General features: G+C 64.7%; 7 protein-coding genes and 1 pseudogene. 5 read left to right on the top strand and 3 right to left on the bottom strand.

Going from position 1 to position 11,948, the window contains the following annotated elements:
- Positions 1-87 precede the first annotated feature (87 nt).
- Positions 88-1,498: pseudogene (locus ACFLEY_RS31385) on the bottom strand (UdgX family uracil-DNA binding protein).
- Between the two features lie 166 nt (positions 1,499-1,664).
- On the opposite strand from ACFLEY_RS31385, the gene ACFLEY_RS31380 reads away from it, so the two are divergent.
- Genes ACFLEY_RS31380 through ACFLEY_RS31370 form a run of 3 tightly spaced genes read left to right on the top strand, consistent with a single transcriptional unit; the run spans position 1,665 to position 7,448 of the window.
- Positions 1,665-2,450 carry an ImuA family protein gene (locus ACFLEY_RS31380; RefSeq protein WP_028172316.1) on the top strand — a complete coding sequence of 262 codons (786 nt, stop codon included), beginning with the start codon at positions 1,665-1,667 and terminating at the stop codon, positions 2,448-2,450.
- Positions 2,350-3,999 (top strand): DNA polymerase Y family protein, encoded by a 1,650-nt coding sequence (locus tag ACFLEY_RS31375; protein ID WP_039184086.1) that lies wholly within the window; start codon positions 2,350-2,352, stop codon positions 3,997-3,999. Before ACFLEY_RS31380 ends, ACFLEY_RS31375 begins: the two co-directional genes overlap by 101 nt.
- The gene (locus tag ACFLEY_RS31370) at positions 3,996-7,448 is read left to right on the top strand and encodes an error-prone DNA polymerase (protein ID WP_396604287.1); all 3,453 of its coding nucleotides are present in this window, start codon (positions 3,996-3,998) and stop codon (positions 7,446-7,448) included. The genes ACFLEY_RS31375 and ACFLEY_RS31370 overlap by 4 nt, the downstream gene beginning before the upstream one ends.
- 251 nt (positions 7,449-7,699) lie before the next feature.
- On the opposite strand, the gene ACFLEY_RS31365 is transcribed toward ACFLEY_RS31370, so the two are convergent.
- Positions 7,700-8,470 carry an SDR family NAD(P)-dependent oxidoreductase gene (locus tag ACFLEY_RS31365; protein WP_060912992.1) on the bottom strand — a complete coding sequence of 257 codons (771 nt, stop codon included), beginning with the start codon at positions 8,468-8,470 and terminating at the stop codon, positions 7,700-7,702.
- A 228-nt stretch (positions 8,471-8,698) separates the two neighbouring features.
- A complete protein-coding gene (locus ACFLEY_RS31360) occupies positions 8,699-8,986 on the bottom strand; it encodes a hypothetical protein (RefSeq protein ID WP_028172312.1) in 288 nt (95 codons plus the stop codon).
- Positions 8,987-9,107: 121 nt separating this feature from the next.
- On the opposite strand from ACFLEY_RS31360, the gene ACFLEY_RS31355 reads away from it, so the two are divergent.
- Together ACFLEY_RS31355 and ACFLEY_RS31350 are read left to right on the top strand one after the other, a co-directional pair.
- A complete protein-coding gene (locus ACFLEY_RS31355; RefSeq protein ID WP_060911150.1) occupies positions 9,108-10,508 on the top strand; it encodes a CoA transferase in 1,401 nt (466 codons plus the stop codon).
- Positions 10,509-10,673: 165 nt separating this feature from the next.
- Positions 10,674-11,918, top strand: a complete 1,245-nt coding sequence (locus tag ACFLEY_RS31350; RefSeq protein ID WP_028172310.1) for an efflux RND transporter periplasmic adaptor subunit — start codon at positions 10,674-10,676, stop codon at positions 11,916-11,918.
- The last annotated feature ends 30 nt before the right edge of the window (positions 11,919-11,948 follow it).

Below are 11,948 nucleotides of genomic sequence, written 5' to 3'. Positions count from 1 at the left end.
CCTTAACTTTCAGGTAAGGGTATTGTCCGCGATGGATTTGAAGGCTGGATGACAAGCGGTGGTTGAAAGGCGTTTTCCCGCCCGTATTTAGGCGGCGCGCGCGGATTTCCTCTGCAGGCTGGCGGCGATCTTCAGGTCTTCGACAAAGCGCTGATATTCCAGCACTTTGGCTTCCGGGTCGGGCAGTCGCAGCAGATAGGACGGGTGCACCGTCACCAGCGCCTTGCGGCCGTCGGGAAGGTCGATGAGCCGGCCGCGGGTCTTGCCAATTGGGGTGATCTTGCCGAATACGCTTTGCGCGGCGGTGGCGCCCATCGCGACGATGAGCTCGGGCTGGATTGCCGCAACTTCCCGCTCATACCATGGCCGGCACGCTTTGATTTCCGGTGTTGCCGGCTTCTGGTGCAGGCGGATCTTTCCGCGCGGCACGAATTTGAAGTGCTTCACCGCATTGGTGACATAGACCTTCTTGCGGTCGACGCCGGCTTCCTCCAGCGCGCGGTCGAGCATCTGCCCGGCCGGTCCGACGAAGGGATGGCCGGCGAGGTCTTCCTTGTCGCCGGGCTGCTCGCCGACCAGCATGATGGTGGCGTCTTTCGGGCCTTCGCCGAACACGGTTTGCGTCGCGTCCTTGTAGAGCGGGCAGGCACGGCAATGCGCGGCCTCCTCGCGGAGCGCTTCGAGATCGTTGGCGGCGGCTTTGTGTCCCATGATGGCTTCCGGACGTGGGGAGATCCGTCCGCCGGTCCAGCGTTCGGCATCGGCGAGCAAGGGTCCCAAGTATCGATCCAAGTACCGATGCGTCCTGGAGGTTCCTCCGGCGCTTCACCGGCGCGTCGGTCGTCATCAGCCGGCCGGGCTGGAAATGGCGCCGCCAGGTTTCCTCCAGGCGGCCTGGTGCCGGCCACTCCGTCCGGCTGATTCCGGGCGTGAAGGAGATCGCGTGACCATTCCAATGGGCACAAACGTCAGGCGTGAGGATCGACCAGGGCATGTCGGCAAAACGACGCGCAAAGAACGGCGCGGCGAATGCGACGATGTGATGCTCCGGCTCGAACCAGGCGGCGTAATGCGCCTTCTGCTCGCGCCCGATCTCGCGGAAGCGGACGAGATCGCGCATCCGCTGTGCATCGCGCTGCACGCTGCCAGCCATCGCGGTTGCCTGCGCCACGTCGGGATCGCTCATCGTTACGAGCAGGTCGTGATCGGCCTTCAACCGCCAGAGCAGGCGATAGAGCAGCGCAAAACGCTCGCCCTCGCGATGCAGGATCGCGATGCGGGCAAGCTCGATGAAATTGGCCGGCACGGTGAACGTGCTCTCGGTCTCGATCGGCGGAAGGCTCGGCGCTTCGGACAGGCCGGGCGGCATCTGGTCTTTCGTCTGGCCTTGCACGTGCCACACCACGTCCGCTGGGGCGACGTGGTGCAGCGCGAATGCGCGTGCGGCTTTACGCCAGCCGTCGAAATCGGTCTCGCTGTCCAGGGTGACGAGGTACATGGCACTCGAATCCTCTTGATTCCGCTCATGAATCCATGGGCGCGCCAATTCGATTGACTCCAGGCGCGCCGTTAGCTTTATATTAGAACATATCATGAACAAATGAGCCAGCCGCTGGTTCTCTTTTTGAGAGCCACCGGCAATCACCTCTGAAGGAGCGGCGTATATGAGCGGCGCACGCACAAGCGCGCTTGCGACCTTGCGCAGCCAGATCGAGCGCATCGAGACGGCGGAGGTCGTGCATCAGCATGATCGCGTCGCGCTTGGCCACGGCGAGGTCGACAGCGCGCTGAAGGGCGGGCTCGCGCGCGCGGCGATCCACGAGGTGTTTTGCGAGGGGCGCCAGGGCGCCGCCGCGACCGGGTTTGTCATGGGCGTTGCGGGACGCGTGACCGCGCGCCGGCCGCTGTTGTGGGTGCGGCAGGATTTTTCGGAACTGGAAGCCGGCGCGCTGTCGATGAGCGGGCTCGCCGAGCTCGGCCTCGACCCGCGCCGCGTGGTGATGGTGCGCGCGGCCGATGTGGAGGGTGCGCTGCGCACTTCGGCCGATGCACTGGCCTGCGATGCGCTCGGCGCGGTCGTGCTCGAGCTCTGGGGCGAGACGCGGCAATTCGATCTCGTGGCGAGCCGCAAGCTGACGCTGGCCGCGCAAGGCTCCGGCGTCACCGGCCTGCTGTTGCGGATGGCCGCGCAGCCGCTGCCCTCGACTGCCGAGACCAGATGGATGCTGCGCGCGGCGCATTCGCCGCCGGGCACGATGTGGAATGCCTGGGGCGCGCCGCGCTTCGATGCCGAGCTGTTGCGCAATCGTCATGGCCCGTGCGGCCGGTGGATCATGGAATGGAAATGTGATGAGTGCCAGTTCAGTGAACCGTCGACGTATTCTCAGCCTGTGGCTGCCGCGCCTGCCCATCGACCGGATCCAGCGGTTCTTCAACGGCGGGCTGGGTAAGACCAAAGCGTTTTCGAGCGAAGTGGGTACCGGTTCGCGTGAAGAAAACGCGTCAAAACAAAAAGACGAGCCCAGCATCGTCGTCATCAAAGAGACCAATGCGCTGGTGATCCATGCGCTTGACGATGCGGCGTCGCGGCTGGGCCTGCATATCGGCCAGCCCCTGGCCAATGCGCGGGCGATGTGCCCGGACTTGCGGGTGTTCGATGCCGATGTCGTCGCCGATGCGAAGACGCTGAGCGACATCGCCGACTGGTGCGACCGTTTCACGCCGCTAGTGGCGCTCGATCCGCCGCACGGGCTGTTCCTTGATATCACCGGCTGCGCGCATCTGTTCGGCGGCGAAGCCGCGCTGTTGCAGACGCTCATTCGCGCGCTCGGCCGACAAGGCTTTGCCGTCAGCGCGGCGATTGCCGGCACCTCGGTCTGCGCGCGGACGCTGACGCGCCAGGTCTCCGGCACCATCGTCGTCGATGGCGGGGAGGCGGAGGCGATCAGCCGGCTGCCGGTGTCCGCGCTCGGCGCGGGCGAGGCCATCACCACCGGCCTGCGCCGTGCCGGCCTGAAGACCATCGGCGATGTCGCATCGCGCGGCGCCCACGAGATCACGGCGCGGTTCGGCGCGCGGTTCTCCACGCTGCTCGCGCATGCGCTGGGGCAGGGCGATGCGCCGATCAATCCGCGAAAGCCGCTGCCTGACTACATCGTAGAGAAGCGCTTTGCCGAGCCGATCGCGACCGACACGATGATCGCGATGACGCTGTCGCGGCTCGCCGACACGTTGATCGCGTCCATGGAGAAGCAGGGCAAGGGCGCGCGGCGGCTGGAAGCCGCCTTCTTCCGCACCGACGGCGTGGTGCGCGCGATCATGGTCGAGACCGGACGGCCGGTGACGCGAAGCGCCGTCATCGACCGCCTGTTCCGCGAGCGGCTCGATGCGCTCGCCGATCCCCTCGATCCCGGCTTCGGCTTCGACATGGTGCGGCTGTCGGCGAGCCGCACCGAGATCGTGGTGCAGGAGCAGCGCGATCTCGACGCCCATGTCCACGACAATGACGAGCTCGCCGCGCTGATCGACCGCATCGCGGCGCGGATCGGCGGAAAGCGCGTCGTCGTGCACTTGCCGCAGGACACGCATGTCCCTGAATGTGCGGTGCTGGCCGCGCCGGCGCAGCATCACCTTGCCGCCGCCATGCAGGCCGAATGGCCGGCGCGCGCCGAGGGCGAGCCGCCGCTGCGCCCCCTGCGGCTGTTCGACAAGCCGGAGCCGGTCACAGTGCCGTTCGCGACCGTGCCGGATGGTCCGCCGCATCAATTCACCTGGCGGCGCGCGAAACACGCGGTGGTGCGGGTGGAAGGGCCCGAGCGCATCGCGATGGAATGGTGGCGTCAGGACGGCAAGCAGTTGACGCGGGATTATTTCCGCATCGAGGATGCCGAAGGCCTGCGCTTCTGGATTTTTCGCGACGGTCTTTACGAGGGGGAGGTGTTCGACGCCGACGGCAAGCCCGCTCCTCCCAACTGGTATGTGCACGGTCTCTTCGCATGAACACGCCTGCTTATGCCGAGATCGGCATCACTACCAATTTCTCCTTCCTGCGGGGCGGTTCGGATCCGCGGGCCTATGTGCATCAGGCGAGCATCCTCGGCATTCCCGTGATCGGCATTGCCGATCACAACACGCTGGCCGGCGTGGTGCGGGCCTACAAGGAGCTCGACAATGACAAGGTGCTGCACAAGCCAAAACTGCTGATCGGCGCGCGCATCGTCTTCATCGACGGCACGCCCGACATTCTTGTCTATCCGCGCGACCGTGCGGCCTATGGCCGGCTCTGCCAGCTCCTGACCCGGGGCAAGCGCGGCGACGACGTCACGCGGATCGAGAAGGGCGAATGCCGTCTCACCCTCTCCGATCTCCTCGCGTTTTCGGAAGGCCAGCTCCTGGTCTTGACCCTGCCGCATCGCTTCGAGCCGGCGCAGGCGCTGGATGTCCTTGCAAAGCTCAAAGCGACCCGCGCCGAGGGCGTGTGGCTGGCGGCGAGCCTGGTCTATCGCGGCGATGACCGACGCCGCCTGGCGCGGCTCGACGATCTCGCGACGACGGCAAAGGTGCAGTTGCTCGCGACCAACGAGGTGCTCTATCACGATCCTGTGCGCCGTCCCCTCCAGGACGTGCTCACCTGCATCCGGGAAAAGACCACGATCGAGGCGGTCGGACGAAAGCTCGAGGCCAATGCCGAGCGCTTTCTCAAAACTCCGCGCGAAATGTCGCGGCTGTTCCGTGACTTCCCCGACGCGATCGCGGAGACCATGCGCTTTGCGAACAAGATCGACTTCTCGCTCGACCAGCTTAGATATCAATATCCGGACGAGCCGGTGCCGCCGGGCAAGACCGCGCAAGGGCATCTGGAGGACCTGACCTGGGCGGGCGTCGATAAATATTTCGCCGGCAAGATCGATGACAAGCTGCGTGCTACGCTCAAGAAAGAGCTCGCGCTGATCGCCGAGCTGAAATACGCGCACTACTTCCTCACCGTGCACGACATCGTCCATTATGCGCGCAGCCAGAACATCCTGTGCCAGGGGCGGGGATCGGCGGCGAATTCAGCGGTGTGCTACGTGCTCGGCATCACCTCGGTCGACCCGACCAAGGTCGATCTCTTGTTCGAGCGCTTCATCTCCAAGGAGCGGCTGGAGCCGCCCGACATCGACGTCGATTTCGAGCATTCGCGGCGCGAGGAGGTGATGCAATATGTCTATCGCCGCTATGGCCGTCACCGCGCCGCGATCATCGCCACGATCATCCATTATCGTCCGCGTAGCGCCATCCGCGACGTCGGCAAGGCGCTGGGCCTGACCGAGGACGTCACCGCCGCGCTCGCCGACACCGTCTGGGGAAGCTGGGGCAGTGGCCTCAACGACATGCAGGTGAAGCAGGCCGGGCTCGATCCGCAAAACCCCATGATCAACCTCGCGGTCGAGCTTGCGACCGAGCTGATCGAATTCCCGCGCCATCTCTCCCAGCATGTCGGCGGCTATGTGCTCACCCAGGACCGGCTCGACACCTATGTGCCGATCGGCAACGCCGCGATGGACGACCGCACCTTCATCGAATGGGACAAGGACGACGTCGACGCGCTCAACATGATGAAGGTCGACGTGCTTGCACTGGGCATGCTGACCTGCATCCGCAAATGTTTTGATCTGATCGCGGACCACAAGGGCGAGCGCTGGGTTCTGGCGAGCGTTCCGCAGGACGATCCCAAAGTCTACGACATGCTGTGTGACGGGGAGTCGCTCGGCGTGTTCCAGGTCGAGAGCCGCGCCCAGATGAACATGCTGCCGCGCCTGAAGCCGCGGACCTTCTACGACCTGGTGATCGAGGTCGCGATCGTGCGGCCGGGGCCGATCCAGGGCGACATGGTGCATCCGTATTTGCGGCGACGGAACGGCCAGGAGAAGGTGAGCTATCCCTCGCCATCGCCCGAGCATGGTCCCGCGGACGAGCTCTACAAGGTGCTACACAAGACGAAGGGCGTGCCGCTGTTCCAGGAGCAGGCAATGCGCATCGCGATCGAGGCGGCCAAATTCACCTCCGAGGAGGCCAACGGCCTGCGCCGCTCGATGGCGACCTTCCGCAATGTCGGCACCATCGGCAAATACGAAGACAAGCTGATCGGCAACATGGTCGCGCGCGGCTACGATCCCAACTTCGCCAGAAGCTGCTTCGACCAGATCAAGGGTTTTGGTTCCTACGGTTTTCCGGAGAGCCACGCCGCGAGTTTTGCGCAGCTCGTCTACATTTCGTCATGGCTGAAATATCATCATCCCGATGCGTTCTGCTGCGGCCTCTTGAACTCGCAGCCGATGGGCTTTTACGCGCCGGCGCAGATCGTCGGCGATGCCCGCAAGAACGGCGTCGAGGTGCGCGACATCGACGTGTCCTACAGCTTTGCACAGAACACGCTGGAGCAGGGGAGCGGCAAATACCGCGCGGTACGCCTCGGCTTCCGCCAGATCGACGGTTTTCATTGGCTGGACGAGGATGAGGAGCGCCTGAAACACTCCCAGCTGTCATTCCGGGGCGACGCGTCAGCGTCGAGCCCGGAATCCATAACCACGATCGGGAGTATGGATTCCGGGCTCGCGCCAAGAGGCGCGCCCCGGAATGACGGCGGAGCGTTAGACTGGGCCGACCGCATCGTCGCCGCCCGCAACCGCCGTCCCTTCACCTCGCTCGAAGATTTCGCCCGCGACACCGGCCTGCCCAAGCGCGCGCTGATCCTGCTCGCCGATGCCGACGCCTTCCGTTCGCTCGGGCTCGATCGCCGCGAGGCGCTGTGGCAGGTGCGGCGGCTGCCAGATGACGTGCCGTTGCCGCTGTTCGAGGTCGCCACCGCCCGTGAGCAGCCCGACGAGCATGCAAAGCCATTGCCCTTGATGCCGCGCCCCGAGCAGGTGGTCGCGGACTACCAGACTATCCGGCTATCGCTGAAGGGCCACCCGATGGAATTCCTGCGCGAGATGTTTTCGCGCGATCGCGTCGTCGCCTGCAAGGACGTCAATCATCAGAACGAGCGGCGGCGCGTCCGCTGCGCCGGCGTGGTGCTGGTCCGGCAGCGGCCGGGCAGCGCCAGCGGCGTCGTGTTCATGACGCTGGAGGACGAAACCGGCATCGCCAATGTCGTGGTGTGGCCCAAGATCATGGAGCAGTACCGCAAGGAGGTGATGGGCGCGCGCCTCATCCTGGTCGAGGGCTATATCCAGAGCAGCCCCGAGAAGGTGACGCATCTCATCGCCCAGCGCATGGTCGACCGCTCGCACGATCTGATTGGACTGGCCAACGATGCCTTGACCCGCAGGCATCCGGTGCCATCAGGCGCCGCCCTGATCGAGCCGCTCAACGACGACCGTCGCGACCACGCGGATGCTCCGGCACAGAAAATCCGTCACCCCCGCAACGTCCGCATCCTGCCGCCGTCGCGGGATTTTCATTGAGGTTGTCGCGCGGGATGCTGCCACGCCGTCATTGCGAGCGTAGCGAAGCAATCCAGACTGTTGCCGCGGAAAGATTCTGGATTGCTTCGCTGCGCTCGCAATGACGAGTTTGTTGAAGCGATCGCGCCTCACTCTCAGTCGTCATACCCCGCAAAGGCGGGGTATCCAGTACGCCGCGGCCTCTCGGTTCTAGCCGCACTGTTTCTGGAATACTGGACCGCCCGCCTTCGCAGGCGATGACAGCGTGCCCCTCAAAAATTCACCCGGTTCGAGATCGCGCCGTCCACGACCAGATTGGATCCCGTGGTGAACCCCGACACCGGGCTGGCCAGAAACACCGCCGCGCTTGCGATCTCCTGCGGCGTTGCCATGCGGCCGGTAGGGTTGCGCTTCATCGCATCCTTGTAGCGCTCGGGCATGTTCTGCTCGATCGTGTTCCAGACGCCGCCCTTGAAATAGACGGTGCCGGGCGAGACCACGTTGACGCGGATCTTCTTCTTCGCATATTGCCGCGCCAGCCCCTTGGCCATGTGGATCAGCGCCGCCTTGATCGGGCCGTAGGAGCTCGCGAGATCGGCCTGTGCCGCCGAGATCGAGGCGATGATGACGAAGGCTGCGTCGCCGCTTGTCTCGCCGCTCGCCTCGAGGAACAGTCGCGCGGCATCGAACGCATGCACGGCGCCGAGCACGTCGAGCCGGAAGTTCTGCTCCCAGGACGCTGCATCCTGACCTTGCGCCATCGCGCCGGCATTGGAGAACAGCATGTCGATGCCGCCGAGCTCCTTTGCAGCGCCCTCGACCCAGGACTTCAACGCCGCGCCGTCGGTGACGTCGACCGGGCTGCCGGTGGCGCGGATGCCGCTCGTCTTCAGCTCAGTGACGGTGGCGGCAACCTGATCCGCATTGCGCGCGCACACCGCGACATTGGCGCCTTCGCCGGCCAGCGTCGCCGCAATCGCCCGCCCGATGCCGCGCGTGCCGCCGAGCACGATGGCGTTCTTTCCCTTGAGACCGAGATCCATTGTTTTGTCTTCCTTGTTGTTGGTCGCGCGCCGTCGTCGCGAACGAAGCGCAGTGCCTCCTCCAATGTCGTCCTGGCGAAAGCCAGGACCCATTACCACGAACTTGCGCTGCTGTGCGATGTTGTGGCCAAGACGTGCTGTAACAACATTCGACCGGGGTAATGGGTCCTGGCTTTCGCCAGGACGACACCGAGCGTGTGGTTAGTTGCTTCGCCTGCGGCGACGACCTCACTCCGGTGCCGCCCCCACCGGCGGGCCGCCGGGCGGGCGGTGCAAGTAAGTCAGCGAGACGTAGGCGCCGGCCCAGGAGCCGAGCGCCGCGAAAGCGACATAGAAGGCGTTTTCGGTGTAGCTGATCACCGCGTAGGAGGAGAGCAGGTACCAGACCGCGCTCCAGTTCGCCGCTGGCACGCGCTTGCGCGCGATCACGGCGGAGGTGAACATGACATAGACCGCGTCGGTGGCCGCCGTTGCGATGAACACGGCGCCGGCGGTAAGGGGATCGATGGCGGCCATTGCATTCCTTTCTGCGATCATGACATGGTCGCGAAAAGTACAGCATGATCCGGAAAAGTGCGCAGCGGTTTTCCGGAAGGATCGTACGCAAAACAACAACCCGAAAGGGAGAGAAGCGGCCATGCAAAGCCCTGCCGATATTCTCGAGGGCATCTGGACCTCCGCCGGCGGCGATAAGGCCGCGCTTGCACGCGTGCGACTGACCGGCGAAGAGCCGCAGATCCCGTCCTCGTTTCGTGTCGCTGTCGCCGGCCAAACCACAATCGCTGCCGCGGGCCTTGCTGCCGCCGAAATCACGCGATTGCGCAGCGGCGAGGTGCAGGACGTCCATGTCGACATGCGCCATGCCGTGGCCGAATGCCGTTCCGAGCGCTATTTGCGGCTCGACGACAAGCCGCCGCCACCGGCCAGCGACGCCATCGCCGGCGTCTACAGCACAGGCGATGGCTGCTTCGTCCGCTGCCACACCAACTTTCCGCATCACCGCGACGCGGTCTGCAAGGTGCTGGCTTGCGAGGCGGAGCGCGAGAAGGTCCAGGCCGCGTTGATGCGGTGGAAGGGCGAGGATTTCGAAACCGCGGCCTACGCTGCCGGCGGCGTCGTTGCCCTGATGCGCTCTCACGACGAGTGGTCCGCACTGCCGCAGGCACGTGCGCTCGCCGAACTGCCGTTGATCTCGATCGAGAAGATCGGCGAGGCCCCGCCAAAGCCGTGGCCTGAAGGCGATCGCCCGCTCGCCGGCCTCCGCGTGCTCGATCTCTCCCGCGTCATCGCGGGCCCCGTCGCCGGCCGCACGCTCGCCGCGCACGGTGCGGATGTGCTCCTGGTCTCGGGACCTGAGTTGCCCGCCATTCCCTGGCTCACCATCGACACCGGCCGCGGCAAGCTCACCACCTTCATCGAGCTGAAGAGCGAGGCGGGCAGGGCGCAGATGCGTGCGCTGTTGAAGGACGTCGACATCTTCTCGCAAGGCTATCGCCCGCACGCGCTCGCAGCTCTGGGTTTCTCGCCCGAGGAGGCAGCGAAGATCAATCCCGGCATCGTCTACGTGACTCTGTCAGCCTACGGTCATGCCGGACCCTGGGCCGAGCGGCGCGGCTTCGACTCTCTGGTGCAAACCACCACCGGCTTCAACCATGCCGAGGGGAAGGCCGCCGGCATCGACGGTCCCAAGGAATTGCCGGCACAGATACTCGATCACGCCACCGGCTATCTCATGGCGTTCGGCGCGATGATGGCCAGGGCGCGCCAGGCCCGCGAAGGCGGCAGCTGGCACGTGCGCGTGTCGCTGGCGCAGACCGGCCGCTGGTTGTGGAATCTCGGCCGGCTCGACGGCGGACTGGACACCCCGGATCTTACGGGCGAGGCTGTACATGCAGCGTTCATCGAGAGCATGCCATCTGGCTTCGGCACGTTGAAAGCGGTGCGCCATTCGGCGCTGCTGTCGAGAACGCCGGCGCAATGGAGCCGTCCGGCGATGCCGCTCGGCAGTCATCCGGCACAGTGGCCGGTGAGAAGCTGACACTGAGCTTACTTGGCTTACTTGGAGCTGACGCGTCGCAAAATTTTAACGCAAACGGAAAGGTGCCGGGCGTTTTTTAGGTTGTTTGAAATCTGAATTCGGCACTATTAGCGCGACCGATGAGGCAATTGTTTGCCGAGATCGTCGCAGACATGACCGGGCCCCATGGTAGTTGAAAATACCAAGCGATTGCAGGTGCTTACAAAACAGCGGGTGATCTCATCCGTAGTTTTACTGGCACTCGCCGGCGCCGGTGCCTACGGCTTCCTCTATGCGGGGACCAAGGAAAAAAGTCATTCCGAGGTCTCCAGCCAGTCGCGCAGGAATGCGCAGAATTTCACGCCGACCCCGTCCGAATGGGCGACCCTGACGATCGAGCCGGTCAAGGCCAAGACCTTCCGGGCCGAATATGTCACCGAGGGCAAGGTCGCGGTCGACGAGGACCGCTCGACGCCGGTGTTCTCGCCCTATGCGGGCCGGGTCACCAAGCTGCTCGCCAAGCCCGGCGAGATGCTGAAGCAAGGTCAACCGCTGTTCACGATCGAGGCCGCCGACACCGTGCAGGCCCAGAACGATTTCATCGCGGCGATGACCTCGCAGAACAAGGCGAAGTCGGCGATCGATCTTGCCGACATCCAGTTCAAGCGGGCCAAGGATCTCTATGAGGGCCACGCCATTCCGCTGAAGGACTATCAGCAGGCGGAAGCCACCCAGGTCCAGGCGCAGAACGACATGCGCTCCTCGGCGACGGCGCTGGAAGCCGCACGCAACAAGCTGCGGATTCTCGGCTTCACCGACGAAACCATCAAGGCGTTCCAGGACAAGGGCGTCATCGATCGGGAGATCACGATCTACTCGCCGATCTCCGGCACGGTCGTGCAGCGCAAGATCGGCCCGGGCCAGTACGTCAATTCCGGCGCCAGCGATCCGGTCTTCGTGATCGGCGACCTTTCCACGGTCTGGCTCACCGCCTTCGTGCGTGAGAGCGATGCGGCCGCTGTGTGCATCGGGCAGGACATCACCGTCAACGTGATAGCGCTGCCGGGCCGGCCGCTGACCGCCAAGATCAACTACGTCGCCGCCGCGATCGATCCCAGCACCCGCCGTCTGCTGGTTCGCGCCACCATCGACAACAAGGACGGCGTGCTCAAGCCGGAAATGTTCGCCAACGTCACGATCTATTCGGCCGGCGACCGCGCGGCACCTGCGGTGCCGAAACAGGCGTTGATCTATGAAGCCGACAAGGTTCGCATCTGGGTGGCGCGCGAAGACAAGTCGGTCGAGCTGCGCCAGATCAAGATCGGCCTGATCAACGGCAACCTCGTCGAAGTCACGAGCAACCTGCAACCCGGCGAGCAGATCGTCACCAAGGGCAGCCTGTTCATCGACCGCGCGGCGTCCGGCAGCTGATCGACGACCCAAAAACTGAAAACAAACTGA

Origin of the sequence: Bradyrhizobium sp. YCK136, assembly GCF_044570075.1 — a bacterium.
Taxonomy (GTDB): domain Bacteria; phylum Pseudomonadota; class Alphaproteobacteria; order Rhizobiales; family Xanthobacteraceae; genus Bradyrhizobium; species Bradyrhizobium diazoefficiens.
Note: the sequence above shows the minus strand (reverse complement) of the source record. Positions and strands in the feature narration are given on the sequence as shown.

Bases quoted from the DNA above. Each gene is read 5' to 3' on its own strand.
- ACFLEY_RS31355 (WP_060911150.1), top strand. From the start codon at position 9,108: ATGCAAAGCCCTGCCGATATTCTCGAGGGCATCTGGACCTCCGCCGGC.
- ACFLEY_RS31370 (WP_396604287.1), top strand. From the start codon at position 3,996: ATGAACACGCCTGCTTATGCCGAGATCGGCATCACTACCAATTTCTCC.
- ACFLEY_RS31350 (WP_028172310.1), top strand. From the start codon at position 10,674: ATGGTAGTTGAAAATACCAAGCGATTGCAGGTGCTTACAAAACAGCGG.
- ACFLEY_RS31365 (WP_060912992.1), bottom strand. From the start codon at position 8,470: ATGGATCTCGGTCTCAAGGGAAAGAACGCCATCGTGCTCGGCGGCACG.
- ACFLEY_RS31380 (WP_028172316.1), top strand. From the start codon at position 1,665: ATGAGCGGCGCACGCACAAGCGCGCTTGCGACCTTGCGCAGCCAGATC.
- ACFLEY_RS31375 (WP_039184086.1), top strand. From the start codon at position 2,350: ATGAGTGCCAGTTCAGTGAACCGTCGACGTATTCTCAGCCTGTGGCTG.
- ACFLEY_RS31360 (WP_028172312.1), bottom strand. From the start codon at position 8,986: ATGGCCGCCATCGATCCCCTTACCGCCGGCGCCGTGTTCATCGCAACG.